The organism is Luteimonas qiangzhengi (assembly GCF_039548515.1).
Classification (GTDB): Bacteria; Pseudomonadota; Gammaproteobacteria; order Xanthomonadales; family Xanthomonadaceae; genus Luteimonas.
In genome coordinates this window covers 56,620-77,432 of sequence record NZ_JBCLVE010000005.1, presented here as the reverse complement: position 1 = coordinate 77,432, position 20,813 = coordinate 56,620, and the positions used below count along the sequence as shown (strand labels likewise).

Below are 20,813 nucleotides of genomic sequence, written 5' to 3'. Positions count from 1 at the left end.
GCGATCAGGCAATCAATCAGCCTACCGAGCCATGGATATGGGGGCAAACGGCGGAATGCCCACCCCTGTGCAAGCCTGACGCGGGGCTGTCCCACGGACTGCGGCGTGGTTGCGGCCAGTTGACCCGAAATCACCGGATCCCCTACAATTCCGCTCCTGTCTGTCAGAAAGAGGCCGGCAGATCAAATAATAACTACAGAATCGAACATCTACGAGAGGCTCCACATGTACGCAGTCATGGTCACCGGCGGTAAGCAGTACCGCGTGGCGCAGGGCGAAACGCTCCGCGTTGAAAAGCTGGAAGTCGAAGAGGGCAACGAGATCACCTTCGACAACGTCCTGATGCTGGGCGACAGCGATGGCATCAAGGTTGGCGATGCGCTGAACGGCGCAACCGTCACCGCAAAGGTTGTGTCCCACGGTCGCGGCGACAAGGTCCGGATCATCAAGTTCCGCCGCCGCAAGCACAGCATGAAGCGCAAGGGGCATCGCCAGTACTACACCGAAATCGAGATCACCGGCATTGCCGGTGGCGACAGCAAGTAAGGAGAAGCAGCCATGGCACAGAAAAAAGGCGTAGGTTCCTCGCGCAACGGCCGCGACTCGAATCCGAAGTTCCTCGGCGTGAAGATGTATGGCGGCCAGGCCATCGAGGCCGGCAACATCATCGTCCGCCAGCGCGGCACGAAGTTCCATCCGGGCAGCGGCGTTGGCCTCGGCCGTGACCACACCCTGTTTGCGCTGGTAGACGGCAAGGTGGAGTTCACGACCAAGGGCGCCAACAAGCGCCGCACGGTGAGCGTGGTCGCAGACGCCTGAGGCGCTGCGTCAATCGTGCAAGCGAAAGCCCCGCACCTTGCGGGGCTTTTCTTTTCCCCGGCGGCAAACAGTTAAACTTGTCCAGGCACGCCAGGCTCAGTTTTCCCGCACCCATAACCACGAATCCATCCAATGAAACTCGTCGACGAAGTTGAAATCACCGTGTTGGCCGGCAAGGGCGGCAACGGCTGCGTGAGCTTCCGGCGCGAGAAATTCATTCCCAAGGGTGGGCCTGATGGTGGTGACGGCGGCAACGGCGGCAGCGTGTGGCTGGTCGCTGATGAAAGCCTCAACACCCTGGTCGACTTCCGTCACCAGACCCGCTTCCAGGCGCGCAAGGGCGAAGGCGGCATGGGTCAGCAGAAGTACGGGAAGGGGGGCGAGGATCTCGTCATCACCGTGCCGGTGGGCACCGTGGTCACCAACGTGGATACCGACGAAGTGATCGGTGATATGACCGCCGATCAGGAGCGCCTGCTGGTGGCCCGCGGCGGCAAGGGCGGGCTGGGCAACATCCATTTCAAAACTTCTATCAACCGTGCGCCGCGCCAGTCCACGCTGGGTGAGCCGGGCGAGGAGCGGGTGCTGAAGCTGGAGTTGAAGCTGCTGGCCGATGTCGGCCTGCTGGGCTTCCCCAATGCGGGCAAGAGCACTCTGGTCCGCGCCGTTTCCGCAGCCACGCCCAAGGTGGCGGACTACCCGTTCACCACCCTGTATCCAAACCTGGGCGTGGTCAGCGTTGAGCCGCACCGCAGCTTCGTGGTGGCGGATATTCCGGGACTGATCGAGGGCGCCGCCGATGGTGCCGGACTGGGGGCGCTGTTCCTGCGCCATATCCAGCGCACCAGGCTGCTGCTGCACCTGGTAGAGATCCAGCCGCTGGACGGTGGCGATCCGGTCGATCAGGTGCGGGCGATCGAGCACGAGCTGGAGAAGTTCGACGCCGGACTGCTGGACAAGCCGCGCTGGCTGCTGATCAACAAGGCCGATCTGATGGATCCGGCCGACGCCCAGGCAGAAGCGGCCCGCATGATTTCCGAGCTCGGCTGGGATCAGCCGTGGTTCCTGGTGTCCGGGCTGGCGCACGAGGGCACCCGCGAGGTGATGCTCAAGGTCCAGACCGAGTTGGACCGGCTGGATGAGCAGGCGCGGATCGATGCGCAGCAGGATGCCGACTGAGATGCCTGCCGCCCATGGCGGCCGGGCGTCTCGCAATCAGGCGCCTCGCAACCAGGAGTGTCGTACTCAAGAAGGGCACGCACGAAAAAGCCCGGCCGGAGCCGGGCTTTTCAGTCATGCGGTGCGCGTTGCCTCAAGCAGCGCTCTGCAGCGCCTTGATGCGGGCACTCAGACGGCTCTTGTGACGGGCCGCCTTGTTACGGTGAATCAGGCCGCGGGCGCCGAAGCGGTCAAGCAGCGGCTGGGCGGACTTGAAGGCGTCCTGTGCGGCCGCGGCGTCATTGGCGTCAAGCGCCTTGATGACCTTCTTCACGGCGGTGCGGAGCTGCGAGCGCTGGCTGCTGTTGCGCTGATTGCGCCCGACGGCCTGCTTGGCGCGCTTCTTGGAAGATTTGATGTTGGCCACGGTGGAATCCTGAAAACTTTGGGTGGTCAGGCGCGTCCAATGACGCAGCCCGAAGGCGGGGCCGTGATTGACGACCCGATTGAAAAGACAAGCGAGCAGGAAATTATGGGGGATTCAGTGGCTTGGGTCAACACCGCCCGTTTAGGCGGGGTGCTGGCATGAGCGCGCCCGACCCGGCGCCGGCCGCGCCGGCAGGTAAATCCAGGGGCGCGGGCCTGTTGCGCTCGACCGCGGTGTTCAGCGCGATGACCCTGCTGTCGCGGATTGCCGGCTTCGCCCGCGACATGCTCCAGGCCACCCTGTTCGGCACCGGTGGCGCGATTGGCGCATTCATCGTGGCCTACCGGATTCCCAACTTCCTGCGCCGGATTTTCGCGGAAGGGTCGATGGCGATGGCCTTCGTGCCGGTGCTCAACGAGATCCGTGAGAAGGGTGACCGTGCGGCGCTGAAGGATTTCATCGACCACATGGCGGGTGCCCTGTGTGCCGTGGTGCTGGTGGTCTGCGGAATCGGGGTGATGCTGGCCCCGTGGCTGGCGCGGCTGTTTGCGCCGGGCTGGCTGGACGATCCGGAGCTGTTGCACCAGACCGGGCAGATGCTGCGCATCACGTTCCCGTACCTGCTGTTCATCTCGATGATGTCGCTGGCGGCGTCGGTGCTGAACACGTTTGGCCGTTTCGCGCTGCCGGCGTTCACTCCGGTACTGCACAACCTGACCATGATCGCCGCGATGCTGTGGCTGGCGCCCAGGTTCAACGTGCCGCCGCAGGGGCTGGCCTGGGGCGTGCTGATCGCGGGTTTCCTGCAGCTGGCCCTGCTGTGGCCGGCGCTGGGGCGGTTGGGACTGCGACCGCGGCTGCGGATGGGTTTCCGCCATCCCGAGGTGCGCAAGGTGGGGCGGCTGATGCTGCCGACGCTGTTCTCCTCCTCGGTGGCCCAGGTGAACCTGATCGTGGGCACCGCCTTCGCCTCGCTGCTGGCTGCCGGCAGCGTGGAGTGGCTGTACTACTCCGACCGGCTGGTGGAATTTCCGCTGGGTCTGTTTGGAGTCGCGCTGGGCACGGTGATCCTGCCGCACCTGTCGCGACGCCATGCGGCGGGAGATCCGGAGGGCTACAACCAGTCGCTGGACTGGGGGCTGCGGATGGCGCTGCTGGCCGGTGTGCCGGCGGGGCTGGGACTGCTGCTGTTGGCCGAGCCCATCGTGGCCACGGTCTACAACTACGGTCAGTTCAGCCCGTTCGATGCGCGGATGGCTGCGATCAGCCTGTCGGCGATGAGCCTGGGCGTGCCGGCATTCATGCTCAGCAAGGTGCTCGCGCCGGCGTTCTTCTCGCGCCAGGACACCAGGACGCCGATGCGCGCGGCCATCTGGACGGTGGTTGCCAACGTCGGCTTGACGGTGGTCATCACCACGCCGCTGTGGCTGAACGGCGTGCAGGGGGCGCACGGTGGAATCGCGCTGGCCACGGGATTGGCGGGAATCATCAACGCGCTGCTGCTGTGGCGCTACCTGCGCCGGGCGGGACTGTACCGGCCGCTGCCGGGCTGGGGTGCGTTCGCACTGCGGCTGCTGCTGGCGTGCATTGCCATGGCGGCAGCGGTGCTGGCGCTGCGCGGCTGGGTGGGCGAGTGGGTGGCGATGGATGCGTGGCAGCTGCGGGTGGGCTGGCTGCTGCTGATCGTGGCGGCCGGCGGGGTCACCTATGGGGTGGCGATGTTCGCCTGCGGCCTGCGGCCCCGGCATCTGCGGTTGTAGCGGGTGCACCGGTATACTGGGCGGTTCATATGATCAGGCTCTTTCGCGACGTCGACGGCGGGCTCCTGTGCCCGCACGGCAGCGTGGTCTGCATTGGTGCTTTCGACGGGCTGCATCTTGGCCATCGTGCGCTGGTGGGCCATGCGGTGGCGCGTGCGCGCGTGCTCGGGGTGCCGGCGGTGGCGCTGGGCTTTGAGCCGCTGCCGCGTGAGTACTTCGCCCCGGCCGAGCCGCCCGCGCGGGTGATGCTGCCGCGCGCCAAGGTGGAAGGGCTCGACGACCTTGGCGTGGACCTGGTGGGACTGCTGCGCTTCAACGCGCCGTTCACGGCCATGTCCGCGGCGGATTTCGTGCGCCGCGTGCTGGTTGAGCGGCTGCGCGTATCCGAAGTGTGGGTGGGGCCGGACTTCCGCTTTGGCCACCGCCGCAGCGGCGATCTGGATTCACTGCGTCGCGAAGGTGCCGAACACGGTTTCCAGGCCGGTGAAATCGCGCCGGTACTGCTGGATGGCGAGCGGATTTCCAGCACCCGCATCCGCGCCTGCCTGGCGGCGGGTGATTTTGATACGACATCGCGCATGCTCGGCCGGCCCTATGCCATTTCCGGGCGGGTGGTGCGCGGGCGCCAGCTGGGGCGCACGCTGGGCTTTCCCACCGCCAACCTGCGTTTCGGCGGCAAGGTGCCGGCGCTGGGCGGCATCTATGCCACCCGGGTCCACGGGGCGACGGATGACGGCCGCTGCTGGCCTGCGGTCTCCAGCTTCGGTACCCGGCCCACCGTGGGCGGTGTGGAGCCGCTGCTGGAAGCCCATCTTTTTGATTTCGAAGGCGACCTGTACGGTCGTCGCATTGAAGTTGAATTCGTCGCCAGGCTGCGCGACGAGGAAACATACCCCGACCTGCCGACCCTGGTCGCGCAGATGGATCGCGACGCCGTCCAGGCGCGCCAGATCCTGCAATCCACACCTTCCCGACAGGCCTGCGCGTGAGTCCCGATCCCAATCGCTACAAGTCCACCATCCTGCTCCCGGCCACGGAATTCCCGATGCGCGGGGACCTGCCCAGGCGCGAGCCGCAGACCCTGGCGCGCTGGGAAGAAGAGGGTCTGTACGGCCAGATCCGCAGTCACGCCAAGGGCCGGCCCACGTGGGTCCTGCACGACGGCCCGCCGTATGCCAACGGCGTGATCCATATTGGCCACGCGGTCAACAAGGTGCTCAAGGACATGATCGTGAAGTCGAAGCTGCTGTCCGGCTTCGACGCGCCGTACGTGCCCGGCTGGGACTGCCACGGCCTGCCGATCGAGCACGCGGTGGAAAAGAAGTTCGGCAAGGTTGGGCAGAAGCTCGACGCCGCCGCCTTCCGCCAGAAGTGCCGCGAATACGCCGGCGAGCAGATCGAACTGCAGCGTCAGGACTTCAAGCGCCTGGGCGTGATCGGCGACTGGGACAACCCCTACCGCAGCATGGATTTCCGCTACGAGGCGGACATGCTGCGCGCGCTGGCGCGGATCCATGAGCGCGGCCACGTGGTGCGCGGCTTCAAGCCGGTGCACTGGTGCTTCGATTGCCAGTCGGCGCTGGCCGAGGCGGAAATCGAATACGCCGACCGCACTTCGCCGGCGATCGACGTGGCCTACCTGGCCCAGGACCCCCAGGCCATGGCCGCGGCCTTTGGCGCCGTCATCGCTGCGGACACCCGGGTGGCCGTGCCGATCTGGACCACCACGCCCTGGACCCTGCCGGCCTCGCTGGCGGTCTCCCTGGGTGCGGAGCTGGACTATGTGCTGGTGGAAGGCCCGGCGCGTGACGGCCAGCCGCAGCTGCTGGTACTGGCGGAAGCGCTGGCCGAGGGCGCGCTGAAGCGCTATGGCGTGGAAACGCTGCAGGTGCTTGGCCATGCCAAGGGCCAGGCGCTGGAAAACATGCTGCTGCAGCATCCGTTCTATGCGCAGCGCGATATTCCGCTGATCCTGGGCGATCACGTCTCGGCCGAGGATGGTACCGGCGCCGTGCACACCGCCCCCGGCCACGGCCAGGAAGACTTCGCGGTGGGCCAGCAGTACGGCATCAACGGCCGCTACGCTGCTGCCGAACTCAACCCGGTGGACGCCCGCGGCGTGTACCTGGACGCGACCGCGCCTGTTGCCGACACGGTTATCGCCGGCCTGCACATCTGGAAGGCCAACCCGCTGATTGTCGAGGCCCTGCGCGAGGGCGGCAGCCTGCTGGTCCACCAGGACCTCAAGCACAGCTACCCGCACTGCTGGCGGCACAAGACGCCGGTGGCGTTCCGGGCCACCCCGCAGTGGTTCATTTCCATGGACCACGCCCATCTGCGCCGCGACGCGCTGGCCGCAATCGAGAACGTGCAGTGGGTCCCCGACTGGGGCCGCGCGCGCATCGCCGGCATGGTGGGCGATCGCCCGGACTGGACCATCTCGCGCCAGCGCTACTGGGGCGTGCCGATTGCCCTGTTCGTGGACCGCGACACCAGCGAGCCGCATCCGGATTCGGCCGAGCTGATGCGCAAGGTGGCCGAACGGGTCGAGCGCGAGGGCGTGGACGCCTGGTACGCGCTGGATCCGGTTGAACTGCTGGGCGCGGAGGAGGGCGCCCGCTACGAGAAGGTCACCGACATCCTCGACGTGTGGTTCGATTCCGGCGTCAGCCATGCCTGCGTGCTGGCCCAGCGTCCGGAAGACGGCCTGCGCAAGCCGGCGGACCTGTACCTGGAAGGCTCCGACCAGCACCGCGGCTGGTTCCAGTCCTCGCTGCTCAGCGGCGTGGCCATGGACGGGGTGGCGCCGTACCGCCAGGTGCTCACCCACGGTTTCACGGTGGACGCAGCCGGGCGCAAGATGTCCAAGTCGCTGGGCAACGTGATCGCCCCGCAGAAAGTGATGGATGCGATGGGCGCGGATGTGCTGCGCCTGTGGATCGCCGCGGCCGACTACCGCCACGAGATGTCGGTGTCCGACGAGATCCTCAAGCGCGGTTCCGATGCCTATCGCCGGATCCGCAACACCGCGCGCTTCCTGCTGGGCAACCTCAACGGCTTCGACCCCACCGCCCACCTGCGCCCGCTGGACGACATGGTCGCGCTGGACCGCTGGATCGTGCACCGCGCCCACCTGCTGCAGGAGAAGATCACCGCCGCCTACGCGCGCTACGACTTCCCCGAAATCGTGCAGACGCTGTCGAACTTCTGCAGCGTGGACCTGGGCTCGCTGTACCTGGACGTGACCAAGGACCGCCTGTACACCATGGGCGAAGACTCGCGCGGTCGGCGCAGCGCGCAGAGCGCCATGTACCGGATTACCGAGGCCTTCGTGCGCTGGATCGCGCCGATCCTGGCCTTCACCGCCGAAGAAATGTGGCAGCACATGCCGGCGCAGACCGACACCGGCCCGCGTGCGGAAAACGTGCTGTTCGCCACTTGGTACGAAGGCCTGGCACCGATGCCGGCCGACGCCGCCCTGTCGGCGCAGGATTTCGACCGGTTGCTGGACCTGCGCGAGCGGGTCGCGGGGGTGCTCGAGCCGATGCGCGCCAGCGGGGAAATCGGCGCCGCGCTGCAGGCAGAGATCACCCTGCGCTGCGATGACGCCACCGGCGACTGGCTGGCGCCGCTGGCCGATGAACTGCGTTTCCTGCTGATCAGCGGTGACGTTTCGATCGAGGGCGGTGGGGGAGCGGCTGAGCCGGGCATTGTTGCCAAACCGTCTGGCAAGCCCAAGTGCGGACGCTGCTGGCACTACCGCGCCGACGTCGGCAGCCACGAAGAGCACCCGCAGATCTGCGGCCGCTGCGTGTCCAATATCGAAGGCCCGGGCGAGGATCGCCAATGGTTCTGACGCCAACGCCCGCCGTCAAACCCAATGCGCTGCCGTGGCTGCTGGTGTCGGTGCTGGTGCTGGTGATCGACCAGCTGACCAAGTGGTGGGTGCTCACCAGCCTGCCCGAATACACCGCGGTGCCGGTGATCGAGGGTTTCTGGAACTGGTACCGCACCTACAACACCGGGGCGGCGTTCAGCTTCCTGGCGGGGCAGGGCGGCTGGCAGAAGTGGTTCTTCACCGTGTTGGCCTTCGGCATCAGCGCCGTGCTGGCCTGGTGGATGGCCCGCACCCCGCGCAGCGACTGGAAGACCGCGCTGCCGTTCGCGCTGGTGATCGGCGGCGCGATCGGCAACGTCATCGACCGCCAGCTGCACGGCCACGTGGTGGATTTCATCCAGTGGCACTGGCAGGACTACTACTGGCCGGCGTTCAACGTGGCCGATGCGGCCATTGTGGGCGGTGCAATCGGCATCGCCCTGTTCGGCATCATCGGCGCCAAAAAGCCCGATCCCAAGTAACAGCGCCCGGCTTCCGTCAGGTAACCGGGAACCGCGAAGGGTAGAATTGGCCGCATGGATATTGTCCTTGCCAACCCCCGCGGCTTCTGCGCGGGCGTCGACCGCGCCATCGAGATCGTCAAGCGCGCCATCGAGACCCTGGGCGCGCCGATCTACGTGCGCCACGAGGTCGTGCACAACCGCTACGTGGTCGATGACCTCAAGCAGCGCGGCGCGATCTTCGTCGAGGAGCTTGACGAGGTGCCGGACGGCAACACGGTGATCTTCAGCGCCCACGGGGTGCCCCAGGCGGTACGCGCCGAGGCCGACCGCCGGGGTCTGAAGGTGTTCGACGCCACCTGCCCGCTGGTCACCAAAGTCCACTTCGAAGTGGCGCGCAACTGCCGCGCCGGCCGTGACGTGGTGCTGATCGGCCACGCCGGCCATCCGGAAGTGGAAGGCACCATGGGCCAGTGGCAGCGTGAAGCCGGCACCGGTGAGATCTACCTGGTCGAGGAGCTGGCTGACGTGGCCCTGCTGGAGCCGAACCAGCCCGATAACCTGGCCTACACCACCCAGACCACGCTCTCGGTGGACGATACCCGCGGAATCATCGAAGCCCTGCAGGTGCGCTTCCCGACCATCCAGGGGCCGAAGAAGGACGACATCTGCTACGCCACCCAGAACCGCCAGGATGCGGTGCGCGAGCTGGCCCGGGTCTGTGACCTGGTGCTGGTGGTGGGCTCGCCCAACAGTTCCAACTCCAACCGCCTGCGCGAACTGGCCGAGCGCGACGGCGTGGAGTCGTACCTGATTGATGGCGCGGACGAGATCGATCCGGGCTGGGTGGACGGGCGCAGCCACATCGGGGTCACCGCCGGCGCCTCGGCTCCGGACGTGCTGGTGCAGGGCGTGCTCAACCGTCTGCGCGAGCTGGGCGCCACCAGCGTGCGCGAGCTGGACGGCGAACCGGAGAACATGGTGTTCGCGCTGCCCAGGGAACTGCGCGTACAGCTGGTGGACTGAGCGGACACGGGATAGAATCGCATCCCCAACGCCGTTGTAGCTCAGTTGGTAGAGCAACTGATTCGTAATCAGTAGGTCGGAGGTTCGACTCCTCTCAACGGCACCATTTTTCAGGCCCGCGCCCTCACCGGCGCGGGTTTTTTGTTCTTGCAGGGTCTCCCCGTGTGCGACCGGGGGCAGCTAGAGTGACTGCCAGTCCAATCCGGTGTCGTCCATGTCCCAGCCTGCCGCCAAATCCGTGCGTTCCGCCTCCAAGGCCAAGATCGCCTATGTCTGCACCGAGTGCGGCGCTGACCACTCCAAGTGGCAGGGCCAGTGCGGGGAATGTAGCGCCTGGAACACGCTGAGCGAATTCGTGGTGGAGCCGGCCGCCGGCAAGGGCGCCAGTGGGCCGGCCACGCGCCGCGCGGGCTGGGCCGGCAAGGCGGATGCGCCCAAGGTCACTGCGCTCAAGGACGTGCGCCACAGCGAGGATGCGCGGATATCCACCGGCATCGGCGAGTTGGACCGGGTGCTGGGTGGGGGCCTGGTGGAAGGGGCGGTGATCCTGGTGGGCGGCGATCCGGGCATTGGCAAGTCAACGCTGTTGCTGCAGGCGGTGACCCGGCTGGCCCCGGTGCTGCCGCCGCTGTATGTCACCGGTGAGGAGTCGCTGGCCCAGGTGGCCGGACGCGGAGCGCGCCTGGACCTGGAGCTGGACGGGGTGATGGCACTTGCCGAGACCGGGATTGAATCGATCCTGCGCCACGCGGTGGAGCTGAAGCCAAAGCTGCTGGTGGCCGATTCGGTGCAGACCCTGTGGACGGAGTCGCTCACCGCAGCGCCGGGCTCGGTCAGCCAGGTGCGCGAATCCGCGGCGCGGCTGGTGCGCTATGCCAAGGAGACGGGCACGGTTGTGTTCCTGGTCGGCCATGTGACCAAGGAGGGCGGGATCGCCGGGCCGCGCGTGCTCGAGCACATGGTCGACGCGGTGCTGTACTTCGAAGGCGAGAGCGGCAGCCGCTTCCGGCTGCTGCGCGCGTTCAAGAACCGCTTCGGGGCAGTCAACGAGCTGGGCGTGTTCGCCATGGGGGACAAGGGGCTGAAAGAGGTGTCCAACCCTTCGGCGATCTTCCTGTCCGGGGCGTCGAAGCAGCCCGGCAGCTGCGTGATGGTGACCCGCGAGGGCACCCGGCCGCTGCTGGTGGAGGTGCAGGCGCTGGTGGATTCCTCGCCGCTGTCCAATCCGCGCCGGGTGGCGGTGGGCATGGAGCAGAACCGCATGGCCATGCTGCTGGCGGTGCTGCACCGGCACGGCGGCGTGTCGGTGGGCGACCAGGACGTATTCGTCAACGTGGTCGGTGGCATCCGCGTGCAGGAAACCGCAGTGGATCTGCCGGTGCTGCTGGCGGTGCTGTCCTCGCTGCGCGACCAGCCGCTGGCCGACAAGACCGTCGCGTTCGGCGAGGTGGGGCTGTCCGGGGAAATCCGCCCGGTGCCCAACGGCGAGGAGCGGCTGCGCGAGGCGGCGACCCACGGCTTCAAGCGCGCCATCGTGCCGAAGGGCAATGCGCCGAAGTCGGGTGCCTTCAAGGGTCTGGAGGTGATCGCAGTGGAGCGGCTGTCTGAGGCGTTGGAAGTCGCGTGATCGACCCTGCCCGGAGCGAACCCGGATGCGCGCTATGCTCGCTGTTCCGTAGGCACACGCGTGGGAAAAATGCAGGCAGACACACTCGAACAGCTTGATACGCCGGCGCTGGTGCTCGATCGCGCACGCATGGAAGCCAACATCCGCAGCATGCGGGATCGCGCCGCGCAGCTTGGCGTCACCCTGCGACCGCATCTGAAAACCTGCAAAAGTGTCGAAGTGGCCACGCGGATGGTCGACCCTGCCGATCCGGTGACCGTATCGACGTTGCGCGAGGCGGAGTATTTCGCCGAAGCCGGCTTCACCGACATCTTCTACGCCGTGGCGATCGCACCGCAGAAGCTGGACAGGGTGGCCGCGCTGCAGCAGCGCGGCGTGCGCATCCTGCTGGCTGTGGACTCGTTCGAAGCCGCCCGGGAGATCGGCCTGGCGGGCGAACGCCTTGGCGTGCGGTTCCAGGCGCTGATTGAAATCGACAGTGGTGACGGGCGCTCGGGCATCGCGCCGGACGCCCCGCAGCTCGATGACATCGCGGCAGCGGTCGCCAACGGCAGCGGTTTGGCCGGTGTGTTCACCCACGGCGGTCACTCCTACGCCGGGCGCAGCGCGGACCAGCACGCCGACGTGGCGGAGCAGGAGCGCACGGCAGTGACGGCGGCCGCGACCCGGCTGCGCGAAGCGGGGCACGATTGTCCCAGTGTCAGCCTGGGTTCCACGCCTTCAGTGGTGCACGCCCGTGACCTGCAGGGCGTGACTGAAGTGCGCGCAGGCGTGTACGTGTTTTTCGACCTGTACCAGGCCGGCATCGGCAGCTGCCGCCGCGATGACATCGCCCTTGGCGTGCTGGCCACGGTAATCGGCAACCACCCCGAGCGCGGCCAGATCGTGATCGACGCCGGCGCGCTGGCGCTGAGCAAGGACACCAGCACCCAGGCCCTGGGTGCGGCTGGAGACTGCGGGTACGGCCTGGTTGCGGATGCGGAAAGCGGCATCGTCATGGACGGCCTGTACGTGCACGGCGTTTCCCAGGAGCACGGCATCATCCGCAGCGTCGACGCCATTGAGCACGCGGGCTTTCCCATTGGGCGCCGCCTGCTGATCCTGCCCAACCACGCCTGCATCACCGCCGCCGCGTACGACTGCTACCACGTGGTCAACGGTGGTACCGCGATCGAGGCCGTCTGGCCGCGCGTCAACGGCTGGTAAGGCGCTTCAGCGCTGGAGTACCAGCTCCAGCACGAACTTGCTGCCGAAAAACGCCAGCACCAGCAGCGCCATCGCGGTCAGCGTCCAGCTGACCGCCCGTGCACCGCGCCAGCCGTAGCGCCAGCGGCCGAGCAGCAGTGCGCCGAATACCAGCCACGACAGGATGCTCAGCACGCTCTTGTGGATCAGGTGCTGGGCGAAAAAGTCGTGCACGAACAGGATGCCGGTGAGCAGCGTGGCGCTGAGCAACACGAAGCCCGCAGTGATGGTGCGAAACAGCAGGAACTCAAGCGCGGTCAGCGGCGGCAGGGCGCGCAGCCAGTTGCGGAATTCACGCAGGCGCAGCCCGCGCTCCTGGGCCCACAGCAGCACGGCCAGCAGCGCCGCCACCGCCAGGGTGGCGTAGGCCAGCAGCGCAAACCAGGCATGCAGCTGCAGCCGCCAGTCCAGCGCCGGGTGGCCGACATGGGGCGTATTGGCATAGAGGGTCACCGCCACTGCGGACAGCGGAAACACGATCACACCCAAGGCGCCGAGCCGTCCGCGCAGGCCCACCATTACGGTCAGGGCCGCCATGCCCAGCCACACCAGGGACATGGCCGAGAAGAAATGCAGGTCCGCGCCGCCGACTTCGCGCCACGTGAGCACGTGGTAGAAGGCGTGCATCACCACGGCGGCCACTGCCGGCGGGCCCCAGCCGGAAGTCCCCGGCTGGCGTCCATGCGCCACCCTGCGGACCAGCAGTCCGGCAGCGAGCAGGTACAGCGCTACGGCAATGAGAACGGATGTCATCAGGGCAGTTTCTCACATGCCGGACCGGTCGGGGGTGCGCAGGCATGGGACGGCGAGGGTGGCGGGCTATAATCTCCGGCCCGTTCCGAGAGCTGATTCCCGATGTTCGAATCCCTGACCCAGCGCCTGTCCGGCACCATGGAGCGCCTGCGCGGGCGCGGCCGGCTGACCGAGGAGAACATCCGCGAGGCCACCCGCGAGGTCCGCATTGCCCTGCTGGAGGCCGACGTGGCCCTGCCGGTGGTGCAGGCCCTGATCGAGCGGATCAAGGTGCGTGCGGTCGGCCAGGAGGTGCTCAAGTCGCTGACCCCGGGCCAGGCCCTGATCAAGGTGGTGCGCGATGAGCTGACCGCGGTGATGGGCTCGCAGGCCAGCGGGCTGGACCTGAGCGTGCAGCCGCCGGCGGTGATCCTGATGGCCGGCCTGCAGGGCGCGGGCAAGACCACCACCGTCGGCAAGCTCGCAAAACACCTCAAGGAACGCCACAAAAAGAAGGTGATGGTGGTCAGCGCCGACGTGTACCGTCCGGCCGCCATCGAGCAGCTCAAGACCCTGGCCGAACAGGTGGACGTGCAGTTCTTCCCGTCCGATGCCGGGCAGAAGCCGGAAGCCATCGTCCGCGCGGCCATCGACGATGCGCGCAAATCCTACGTGGACGTGCTGATCGTCGATACCGCCGGCCGCCTGGCGATCGACGAAGCCATGATGGCCGAGATCAAGGTGCTGCACGCCGCGGTTGATCCGGTCGAAACCCTGTTCGTGGTCGACGCCATGACCGGTCAGGACGCGGCCAACACGGCCAAGGCGTTCAGCGAAGCGCTGCCGCTGACCGGCGTGGTGCTGACCAAGACCGACGGTGACGCCCGCGGCGGCGCGGCGCTGTCCGTTCGCTACATCACCGGCAAGCCAATCAAGTTCATCGGTACCGGCGAGAAGACCGACGGCCTGGACGTGTTCCACCCCGAGCGCGTGGCCAGCCGCATCCTCGACATGGGCGACGTGCTCAGCCTGGTCGAACAGGTCGAGCAGCAGGTCGACAAGGACGCCGCTACGCGACTGGCGGAGAAAGTCGCCAAGGGTCGCAAGTTCGACCTCAACGACATGCGCGAACAGCTCGGCCAGATGCAGAACATGGGCGGCATTTCCGGCCTGATGGACAAGCTGCCGGGCATGGGCAACATCCCGGACCACGTCAAGCAGCAGGTGCAACAGGGCAAGGAAGTTCCGCAGATGATCGCCATCATCAATTCGATGACGAAGAAGGAGCGGCGCAATCCGACCCTGCTCAACGGCTCGCGCCGCAAGCGCATCGCCGCCGGTGCCGGGGTGACCCCGGCCGATGTGAACCGGATGATGAAGCAGTACCAGCAGATGGAAAAAATGATGGGCAAGATGGCCCGCGGCGGCATGAAGGGCATGATGCGCGGCCTGCAGGGCATGATGGGCGGGCGCGGGGGCATGCCGTTCCGCTGATGGACGGGGAGGCGGCCAAAGCCGGCCACTTCACCACCATGCAGGTCAGGGCTGGTGGCGTTCAGGGGCTGGAGCTGCACCTGGCCCGGCTGCGGACGGCTTCGCGCAATCTGTACGGCGCCAACTCCGACAGGTCTGTTGACGGGCCTGTGTTGAAAAAGCGTATCCGCGAGGCGCTTGCGGCCGCTTCGCTGGAGACGGGCGACTGCACCGTCAGGGTCCGGGTGCTGCCGCCGCATCGCATCGAAGTGGACATCGAGCCGCCGCGCGAGCCGCCTTCTTCGCCGCTGCGGGTGCGCACGCATCCGGGCCTGCGTTCCGTCCCTTCCGTGAAGCACCTGGCGCTTGATTTCCAGCTTGAAGCGCGTGCGCAGGCGCGGGAGGCCGGGTTCGACGACGCCCTGCTGCTGGCGCCCGACGGCCGCATCAGCGAGGGCACGTTCTGGAACGTCGCCTTCTGGGACGGCGAATCCCTGGTCTGGCCCGACGCTCCAGCGCTGACCGGGGTCACCCGGCAGCTCCTGGGCGCGGCATTGGATCAGGCTGGAATGCCGCAGCGGTGCGAAGCGGTGAACATGGCTTCGCTGGACCGGTTCAGCGCGGCCTTTGCGCTCAACTCATCGGGTATTGGCGATATCGCCGCCATCGATGCCCATGTGTTCCCCGGCGATGCCCTGACAGGGGCTACGCTGCGCCGCCTGCTTGTGGCCGTTCCCCGCGACCTGCTCTGAACCACAGGAATTTTCGCTGCGGGCACTTTCCCACGGGCAGGGGATGGATTACACTTGCCCGCTTACCTCGCCGTCCTGGCGACTGGGCAACACAGGAAAATCCCGAAATGGTCAAGATCCGACTGACCCGTGGCGGCGCCAAGAAGCGTCCGTTCTACCACATCATCGTCACCGACTCGCGCAGCGCGCGCGACGGCCGCAACATCGAACGCCTGGGTTACTACAACCCCGTCGCCGCCGGCGCCGAACAGCGCGTGGTGCTGGACACCGGCCGCGTCGAGCACTGGGTTGGCCAGGGTGCGCAGATGAGCGACAAGGTGCGCTCGCTGTACAAGGAAGCCAAAAAGGCTCCGCAGACCGAGCAGGCCGCGGCCTGACTCCTCCGGCCGCGCCACGTGCGCGGCCGTCTTTCCCTATGAATGATTCCGAACGTCGAATCCTGCTGGGCAGGGTGATCGGCGCTTTTGGCGTGCGCGGAGAACTCAAGTTCGAGTCGCACACCGAACCGCTGACGCAGGTGCTCCGTTACCAGCCCTGGATCCTGCGCGATGCGCAGGGCAATGAGCGCGAACTGTCCGGCGTGCGTGGCCGAGAGACCGCGAAAGGCCTGGTGATCAGGATCCCCGGGGTGGACGACAGGGATGCCGCACAGGCCCTGCGCGACAGCGAAGTCCATGTGCCGCGCTCGGTGCTGCCGCCGCCTACCGAAGGCGAGTTCTACTGGGTCGACCTTGAAGGCATGGCGGTGGAAACCGTCGATGGCGTGGCCCTTGGCGTGGTTTCGCACCTGTTTGCCACCGGCGCCAACGACGTGGTGGTGGTGCGCGATGGCGCCGATGGGCGCGAACGCATGATTCCGTTCGTGCGCCCGGATTTCGTCACCAGCATCGATATGGATGCCAGGCGCATGGTGGTCGATTGGGACCCGGACTTCTGAACATGCGCGTCGACGTCATCAGCCTGTTTCCCGACTTCATCCAGACCTGCGCCGGCTTTGGCGTGACCGGTCGGGCGGTGGAGCGGGCGCTGCTGACGCTGCATGGCTGGAATCCCCGCGACTATGCCGAAGGCAACTATCGCCGGGTGGACGACCGTCCGTTTGGCGGCGGGCCGGGCATGGTGATGATGATCGACCCGCTGCGTGCGGCGATCGCCGCCGCTCGCGCCGCGGATCCGGAGCCGGTCTCACTGGTTTACCTCAGCCCCCAGGGACGCCGCCTGGACCAGGCCGGCGTGCGCGAGCTGGCCGGGCGCAAGCGCCTGATGCTGCTGTGTGGCCGCTATGAAGGCGTCGATGAACGTCTGGTGCGGGCCGAAGTGGATGAAGAACTCTCGATCGGCGACTACGTGTTGTCCGGTGGCGAGCTGGCCGCTGCGGTCGTAGTGGACGTCGTGGCCCGGTTGCAGCCGGGTGCGCTCAGCGATGCGGACTCCGCCGAGCAGGACAGCTTCGAGAGCGGCCTGCTGGATTGGCCGCACTTCACCAAGCCTGTCACGCATGAGCTCGGCGAGGTGCCGCCAGTGCTGTTGTCGGGAAATCATGCGGAAATTGACAAATGGCGGCGTCAGCAGGCGCTGTTGCGCACCCTGGAGCGACGTCCGGACCTGCTTGAATCGGCCAGCCTCGACGACGCGGACCGTCGTTTCCTCGCCGCCCGGGTGGCGACTGATGCATCCGGCAGCGCCTGAATACCGGGCTTGATCTGTCAAGCAAGATCCAGGTTATAATAGCGGGCTGTTTTGTTTTGCAATCCAAGCCAAGAGCGTGCGTCCACGTGCACCACGCCTACAACTACACCAACAGGCCATTGCCATGAACACCAAATCGTCCATCAGCACCCTCCTGCAGGACTTCGAGACCGCGCAGGTCCAGGGTCAGCTCCCCGAATTCGGCCCCGGCGACACCGTCGTGGTCAACGTCAAGGTCAAGGAAGGCAACCGCGAGCGCATCCAGGCCTATGAAGGCGTGGTCATTGCCCGCAAGCATGCCGGCCTGAACTCCTCGTTCACCGTGCGCAAGATCTCCCACGGCTTCGGCGTGGAGCGCGTCTTCCAGAGCCACAGCGCCCTGATCGACTCGCTTGAAGTCAAGCGCCGCGGCGCCGTCCGCGCCAGCAAGCTGTACTACCTGCGTGGCCTGGAAGGCCGCAAGGCACGCATCAAGGAAGACCTGTCCGCCCGTGCCCGCGCCCGTAACGAGCGCGCACGCGAGGACGTCAAGGCTGCCAAGGCCGCTGCCGAGAAGGCCAGCGCCGATGCAGCAGCTGCTGAAGCCGCTGCCGCGGAAACCGCCGCAGAGTAAGTGCTCCCACCGCCGGAAACGGCGGATCGGGAATAGCCAGAGGCCCGCGCAAGCGGGCCTTTTGGCGTTGGTCCCTTACCATGGACCCGCAGCCGGATCCCCCGGCGGGCAGGAGAGAGCCTGATGATTGTCCCGCGAATTTCCATTCCGATGCTGGCCGTGCTGCTTGCAGCAGGTTGCGCGACGGGAGATGAGATGGCGATGCAGGATGCTGACAACATCGATTTCCTGTGTGAACGGGAATACCGCGCAGCGCGCGAGCAGCCCATTGCCGCGGGAGCTCCGGGGAATGAGGCGCGAGCCCTGCGTGGCCAGCACGTGAGCCAGCGGTGCGCCCGCGCCTGGCGCGAGGCGAACGAGGTGCGGGTGCCGCTGAACCGGCCGCGTAACCCGATACCGCTCCCGTGAGTGAGCCCCTGCAATCCGTGCGCCTGGATATCTGGCTGTGGGCGGCGCGGTTCTTCAAGACCCGGGCGCTAGCCAAGCAGGCGATCGAAACCGGCAAGGTGGAGATCGCCGGCCAGCGTGCCAACAAGCCCGCGCGCCCGGTGCGCGTGGGAGACATGCTGCAGGTCGAGCGGGGCGAGGAAGTCTTCCAGATCCAGGTGGCCGACCTGTCCGACACCCGGGGGCCGGCGAAGATTGCGCAGACGCTGTATGTCGAGTCCGAGGAATCGTGCCGGACCCGGATTGAACGCCTGGCCCAGCTTCGCGCCGAACGTGCCGGCTACCGCCCTCCGGAACAGCGCCCTGACAAGCGTGCCCGACGCCTGATCCGCGCCCTGGGCGACATCGACGCTTCGTAGGTCAAAAAAAGGCCGCGACCCCGGGGGGGGGGCGCGGCCTTTTCGACATCAGGCGTGATCAGTCGTGGCTGTTGGGCGACTCCTCACCCGCAAACGCTCCGAGCTTTCGCAGCGCCGCTTCAACCCCCGCTCCGTAGGCCGGATCGGCCTTGGTGCAGTTGTCCACGTGGCGGCGCTTGATGAAGTCCGGCGCGTCGCCCATCGCGCGGGCGGTGTTGTCGAACAGCACCTGCTGCTGCTCCGGGCTCATCAGCCGGAACAGGTCGCCGGGCTGCTTGTAGTAGTCGGCGTCGTCCTCGCGGAAGTTGAACCAGTCGGCGACGTTGCCGTTGATCTTCAATGGCGGCTCGCGGAACTGGGGCTGCTCCTGCCACTGGTTGAAGCTGTTGGGCTCGTAGTGGGGCAGGCTGCCGTAGTTGCCGTCCATCCGGCCCTGGCCGTCGCGGTGGTTGCTGTTGACCGGGCAGCGCGCGGCGTTGACCGGGATCTGGTGGTAGTTCACCCCCAGCCGGTAGCGCTGCGCGTCGGCGTAGTTGAACAGGCGCGACTGCAGCATCTTGTCCGGCGAGGGCGCGATGCCCGGCACCAGGTTGCTGGGCGCGAACGCGGCCTGCTCGACGTCGGCGAAGAAGTTCTCGGAGTTGCGGTTGAGCTCGAATTCGCCCACCTCGATCAGCGGGTAGTCGCCCTTCGGCCACACCTTGGTCAGGTCGAAGGGGTGGTAGGGCACCTGCTCCGCTTCCACCTCCGGCATGACCTGAATGTACATCTTCCACTTCGGGAAGTCGCCGCGTTCGATGGACTCGTAGAGGTCGCGCTGGTGGCTCTCGCGGTCATTGCCCGTGATCTCGGCCGCCTCGGCATCGCTCAGGTTCTTGATGCCCTGCTGGGTGCGGAAGTGGAACTTCACCCAGTAGCGTTCGCCCTGGTTGTTCCAGAAGCTGTAGGTATGCGAGCCGAAGCCGTGCATGTGGCGGTAGGTGGCCGGGATGCCACGGTCGCTCATCACGATGGTCACTTGGTGCAGCGCCTCGGGCAGCAGCGTCCACCAGTCCCAGTTGTTGGTGGCCGAGCGCATGTTGGTGCGCGGGTCGCGCTTCACGGCCTTGTTGAGGTCCGGGAACTTGCGCGGATCGCGGATGAAGAACACGGGGGTGTTGTTGCCCACCATGTCCCAGTTGCCTTCCTCGGTGTAGAACTTCAGCGCGAAGCCACGGATGTCGCGCTCGGCGTCGGCCGCGCCGCGCTCGCCAGCCACGGTGGTGAAGCGGGCAAACATCTCGGTCTGCTTGCCAACCGATTCAAAGATCTTCGCGCGGGTATATTTGGTGATGTCATTGGTGACGGTGAACGTGCCGAAGGCGCCCGAGCCCTTGGCGTGCATGCGCCGCTCCGGAATCACCTCGCGCACGAAGTTGCCCAGCTTCTCGTGCAGCCACACGTCCTGCGACAGCAGTGGCCCGCGCGGACCGGCGGTCAGGCTGTTCTGGTTGTCGGGCACCGGAGCGCCGAACTGGGTGGTGAGATGGGTGACAGGACACTTCTTTTCGTCCGACGGCTTGCTCATGGCTGACACTCCCGGTAGATGAGGTGATCACCTTAGCGCGGGGGCGCGAGAAGGTGAATTCGATAGAAGGCAACGCAGCGATAGCGCCCGGCTATCGCTGCGCCGGTTTTCGCGAAATCACGTGTATCAGCGCTTGCCGAACAGGCTGCCACCGATCTTGAGCGCGTCGCCCAGGCCCAGCTTGCCGTCGCCGTCCTGGTCAAGCACCGCACCGAGCAGGCCGGCCACGCCGCTGTCCTGCTGCTGGATCTGCTGCTGTTCCTGACCCAGCAGCGCGCCGAGTCCCTGCGCGCTGGCGTTGCCCTGCTGCGTGGTCTGCCTGGCCAGAAAGGCCATCACCACGGGGGCGAGTATTTTCATGAGCTGGCCAGCCTTGTTGCTGTCCAGTCCGGCCACCTGGGCCAGCCCGGATTCGGCGCGCGACTGGTTGCCGCCAAGGATGTGGCCGAGGATGCCGGCGCCATCGGTCTGGCGCCCGCCGCCGCCGCCAAGCACCGAGCCAAGCAGGCCGGCGATATTGCCTGCGCCGCCCGCGTGGTCCTTCTGCAGCGCGCCCAGCAGCGCCTGCGCGCCCTGGGGCTGGCTGGCGTTCCTGCCCAGCGCGCCCATCAGCAGCGGTAGCGCCGCGCCGACCGCCTGGCTGGTTTGCTGCTCATCCACGCCGAGCTGGTTGGACATCTGCTGCATCGGAGCGCCCTGAAGCTGGGCGAACAGTTGCTGGGTGAGGGATTCGGCCATGGTGGGTTCCAATCAGTGTGGAGCTCCATGGTACGCCGGCACT

The 20,813-nt window shown here is 66.8% G+C and carries 23 protein-coding genes and 1 tRNA gene; 20 read left to right on the top strand and 4 right to left on the bottom strand.

All coding sequences use genetic code 11. The annotated features are described in order from the left end of the window. Nucleotides 1-225: 225 nt before the first annotated feature. From rplU to cgtA, 3 genes are all read left to right on the top strand, one after another. Complete coding sequence (gene rplU, locus WCE59_RS04385) at nt 226-546, top strand: 50S ribosomal protein L21 (protein ID WP_343257498.1); 321 nt, start codon at nt 226-228, stop codon at nt 544-546. 12 nt (nt 547-558) lie between these two features. Further along, complete coding sequence (gene rpmA, locus WCE59_RS04380; RefSeq protein ID WP_343257497.1) at nt 559-819, top strand: 50S ribosomal protein L27; 261 nt, start codon at nt 559-561, stop codon at nt 817-819. A gap of 132 nt (nt 820-951) precedes the next feature. Next, nucleotides 952-1,998 (top strand): Obg family GTPase CgtA, encoded by a 1,047-nt coding sequence (gene cgtA, locus WCE59_RS04375; protein WP_343257496.1) that lies wholly within the window; start codon nt 952-954, stop codon nt 1,996-1,998. 133 nt (nt 1,999-2,131) lie between these two features. Here cgtA and rpsT read toward each other — a convergent pair whose 3' ends face one another. Next, nucleotides 2,132-2,404, bottom strand: coding sequence for a 30S ribosomal protein S20 (gene rpsT, locus WCE59_RS04370; protein ID WP_343257495.1), 273 nt, complete (start codon nt 2,402-2,404; stop codon nt 2,132-2,134). Nucleotides 2,405-2,443: 39 nt separating this feature from the next. Between rpsT and WCE59_RS04365 the strand changes: the two genes are divergently transcribed. The 9 genes from WCE59_RS04365 (at nt 2,444) to WCE59_RS04325 (ending at nt 12,361) form a co-directional block, all read left to right on the top strand. Further along, nucleotides 2,444-2,566, top strand: coding sequence for a hypothetical protein (locus tag WCE59_RS04365; RefSeq protein ID WP_343257494.1), 123 nt, complete (start codon nt 2,444-2,446; stop codon nt 2,564-2,566). A gap of 53 nt (nt 2,567-2,619) precedes the next feature. After that, complete coding sequence (gene murJ, locus WCE59_RS04360) at nt 2,620-4,164, top strand: murein biosynthesis integral membrane protein MurJ (RefSeq protein WP_449284110.1); 1,545 nt, start codon at nt 2,620-2,622, stop codon at nt 4,162-4,164. A 29-nt stretch (nt 4,165-4,193) separates the two neighbouring features. Then, nucleotides 4,194-5,153: a bifunctional riboflavin kinase/FAD synthetase gene (locus WCE59_RS04355; RefSeq protein ID WP_343257492.1), complete on the top strand. Its 960-nt coding sequence runs from the start codon at nt 4,194-4,196 to the stop codon at nt 5,151-5,153. A gap of 56 nt (nt 5,154-5,209) precedes the next feature. Further along, complete coding sequence (gene ileS / locus WCE59_RS04350) at nt 5,210-8,020, top strand: isoleucine--tRNA ligase (RefSeq protein ID WP_343257680.1); 2,811 nt, start codon at nt 5,210-5,212, stop codon at nt 8,018-8,020. Then, nucleotides 8,011-8,523: a signal peptidase II gene (gene lspA / locus WCE59_RS04345; RefSeq protein ID WP_343257491.1), complete on the top strand. Its 513-nt coding sequence runs from the start codon at nt 8,011-8,013 to the stop codon at nt 8,521-8,523. Before ileS ends, lspA begins: the two co-directional genes overlap by 10 nt. Before the next feature lie 54 nt (nt 8,524-8,577). Further along, on the top strand, nt 8,578-9,528 hold the full coding sequence (ispH, locus tag WCE59_RS04340; RefSeq protein WP_343257490.1) for a 4-hydroxy-3-methylbut-2-enyl diphosphate reductase: 951 nt from the start codon (nt 8,578-8,580) through the stop codon (nt 9,526-9,528). Nucleotides 9,529-9,558: 30 nt separating this feature from the next. Continuing rightward, nucleotides 9,559-9,634, top strand: a tRNA-Thr gene (locus WCE59_RS04335). A 108-nt stretch (nt 9,635-9,742) separates the two neighbouring features. Next, the gene (gene radA / locus WCE59_RS04330; RefSeq protein ID WP_343257489.1) at nt 9,743-11,155 is read left to right on the top strand and encodes a DNA repair protein RadA; all 1,413 of its coding nucleotides are present in this window, start codon (nt 9,743-9,745) and stop codon (nt 11,153-11,155) included. A 69-nt stretch (nt 11,156-11,224) separates the two neighbouring features. Next, nucleotides 11,225-12,361 (top strand): alanine racemase, encoded by a 1,137-nt coding sequence (locus WCE59_RS04325; protein ID WP_343257488.1) that lies wholly within the window; start codon nt 11,225-11,227, stop codon nt 12,359-12,361. Nucleotides 12,362-12,367: 6 nt separating this feature from the next. On the opposite strand, the gene WCE59_RS04320 is transcribed toward WCE59_RS04325, so the two are convergent. Then, nucleotides 12,368-13,153, bottom strand: coding sequence for a cytochrome C assembly family protein (locus WCE59_RS04320; protein ID WP_343257487.1), 786 nt, complete (start codon nt 13,151-13,153; stop codon nt 12,368-12,370). A gap of 102 nt (nt 13,154-13,255) precedes the next feature. Here WCE59_RS04320 and ffh point away from each other — a divergent pair, with 102 nt between their 5' ends. The 8 genes from ffh to WCE59_RS04280 all read left to right on the top strand — a co-directional run bounded on the left by ffh (nt 13,256) and on the right by WCE59_RS04280 (nt 18,465). Next, nucleotides 13,256-14,626, top strand: a complete 1,371-nt coding sequence (gene ffh / locus WCE59_RS04315) for a signal recognition particle protein (RefSeq protein ID WP_343257486.1) — start codon at nt 13,256-13,258, stop codon at nt 14,624-14,626. After that, nucleotides 14,626-15,357: an aminotransferase class IV gene (locus WCE59_RS04310; protein WP_343257485.1), complete on the top strand. Its 732-nt coding sequence runs from the start codon at nt 14,626-14,628 to the stop codon at nt 15,355-15,357. The genes ffh and WCE59_RS04310 overlap by 1 nt, the downstream gene beginning before the upstream one ends. Nucleotides 15,358-15,464: 107 nt before the next feature. Next, nucleotides 15,465-15,734, top strand: coding sequence for a 30S ribosomal protein S16 (rpsP, locus tag WCE59_RS04305; protein WP_343257484.1), 270 nt, complete (start codon nt 15,465-15,467; stop codon nt 15,732-15,734). A gap of 38 nt (nt 15,735-15,772) precedes the next feature. Next, nucleotides 15,773-16,294: a ribosome maturation factor RimM gene (gene rimM, locus WCE59_RS04300; RefSeq protein ID WP_343257483.1), complete on the top strand. Its 522-nt coding sequence runs from the start codon at nt 15,773-15,775 to the stop codon at nt 16,292-16,294. Nucleotides 16,295-16,296: 2 nt separating this feature from the next. Then, entirely contained in the window at nt 16,297-17,046 is a 750-nt protein-coding gene (gene trmD, locus WCE59_RS04295; protein ID WP_343257482.1) for a tRNA (guanosine(37)-N1)-methyltransferase TrmD, read from the top strand. A gap of 124 nt (nt 17,047-17,170) precedes the next feature. Beyond that, complete coding sequence (gene rplS, locus WCE59_RS04290; protein ID WP_343257481.1) at nt 17,171-17,659, top strand: 50S ribosomal protein L19; 489 nt, start codon at nt 17,171-17,173, stop codon at nt 17,657-17,659. 123 nt (nt 17,660-17,782) lie between these two features. Then, a complete protein-coding gene (locus WCE59_RS04285) occupies nt 17,783-18,067 on the top strand; it encodes a hypothetical protein (RefSeq protein ID WP_343257480.1) in 285 nt (94 codons plus the stop codon). Beyond that, nucleotides 18,064-18,465, top strand: coding sequence for an RNA-binding S4 domain-containing protein (locus WCE59_RS04280; protein WP_343257479.1), 402 nt, complete (start codon nt 18,064-18,066; stop codon nt 18,463-18,465). The genes WCE59_RS04285 and WCE59_RS04280 overlap by 4 nt, the downstream gene beginning before the upstream one ends. A gap of 58 nt (nt 18,466-18,523) precedes the next feature. Here WCE59_RS04280 and WCE59_RS04275 read toward each other — a convergent pair whose 3' ends face one another. Together WCE59_RS04275 and WCE59_RS04270 are read right to left on the bottom strand one after the other, a co-directional pair. Next, the gene (locus tag WCE59_RS04275; RefSeq protein WP_343257478.1) at nt 18,524-20,032 is read right to left on the bottom strand and encodes a catalase; all 1,509 of its coding nucleotides are present in this window, start codon (nt 20,030-20,032) and stop codon (nt 18,524-18,526) included. Between the two features lie 126 nt (nt 20,033-20,158). Then, on the bottom strand, nt 20,159-20,770 hold the full coding sequence (locus WCE59_RS04270) for a DUF937 domain-containing protein (protein WP_343257477.1): 612 nt from the start codon (nt 20,768-20,770) through the stop codon (nt 20,159-20,161). Nucleotides 20,771-20,813: the final 43 nt, after the last annotated feature.

Coding starts and splice junctions, on each gene's coding strand:
- WCE59_RS04320 (WP_343257487.1), bottom strand. CDS start 13,153: ATGACATCCGTTCTCATTGCCGTAGCGCTGTACCTGCTCGCTGCCGGA.
- radA (WP_343257489.1), top strand. CDS start 9,743: ATGTCCCAGCCTGCCGCCAAATCCGTGCGTTCCGCCTCCAAGGCCAAG.
- WCE59_RS04355 (WP_343257492.1), top strand. CDS start 4,194: ATGATCAGGCTCTTTCGCGACGTCGACGGCGGGCTCCTGTGCCCGCAC.
- WCE59_RS04285 (WP_343257480.1), top strand. CDS start 17,783: ATGATTGTCCCGCGAATTTCCATTCCGATGCTGGCCGTGCTGCTTGCA.
- ffh (WP_343257486.1), top strand. CDS start 13,256: ATGTTCGAATCCCTGACCCAGCGCCTGTCCGGCACCATGGAGCGCCTG.
- cgtA (WP_343257496.1), top strand. CDS start 952: ATGAAACTCGTCGACGAAGTTGAAATCACCGTGTTGGCCGGCAAGGGC.
- lspA (WP_343257491.1), top strand. CDS start 8,011: ATGGTTCTGACGCCAACGCCCGCCGTCAAACCCAATGCGCTGCCGTGG.
- rpmA (WP_343257497.1), top strand. CDS start 559: ATGGCACAGAAAAAAGGCGTAGGTTCCTCGCGCAACGGCCGCGACTCG.
- WCE59_RS04365 (WP_343257494.1), top strand. CDS start 2,444: ATGACGCAGCCCGAAGGCGGGGCCGTGATTGACGACCCGATTGAAAAG.
- WCE59_RS04310 (WP_343257485.1), top strand. CDS start 14,626: ATGGACGGGGAGGCGGCCAAAGCCGGCCACTTCACCACCATGCAGGTC.
- rimM (WP_343257483.1), top strand. CDS start 15,773: ATGAATGATTCCGAACGTCGAATCCTGCTGGGCAGGGTGATCGGCGCT.
- rplU (WP_343257498.1), top strand. CDS start 226: ATGTACGCAGTCATGGTCACCGGCGGTAAGCAGTACCGCGTGGCGCAG.
- trmD (WP_343257482.1), top strand. CDS start 16,297: ATGCGCGTCGACGTCATCAGCCTGTTTCCCGACTTCATCCAGACCTGC.
- WCE59_RS04325 (WP_343257488.1), top strand. CDS start 11,225: ATGCAGGCAGACACACTCGAACAGCTTGATACGCCGGCGCTGGTGCTC.
- rpsP (WP_343257484.1), top strand. CDS start 15,465: ATGGTCAAGATCCGACTGACCCGTGGCGGCGCCAAGAAGCGTCCGTTC.
- rplS (WP_343257481.1), top strand. CDS start 17,171: ATGAACACCAAATCGTCCATCAGCACCCTCCTGCAGGACTTCGAGACC.
- ileS (WP_343257680.1), top strand. CDS start 5,210: ATGCGCGGGGACCTGCCCAGGCGCGAGCCGCAGACCCTGGCGCGCTGG.
- WCE59_RS04275 (WP_343257478.1), bottom strand. CDS start 20,032: ATGAGCAAGCCGTCGGACGAAAAGAAGTGTCCTGTCACCCATCTCACC.
- ispH (WP_343257490.1), top strand. CDS start 8,578: ATGGATATTGTCCTTGCCAACCCCCGCGGCTTCTGCGCGGGCGTCGAC.
- WCE59_RS04270 (WP_343257477.1), bottom strand. CDS start 20,770: ATGGCCGAATCCCTCACCCAGCAACTGTTCGCCCAGCTTCAGGGCGCT.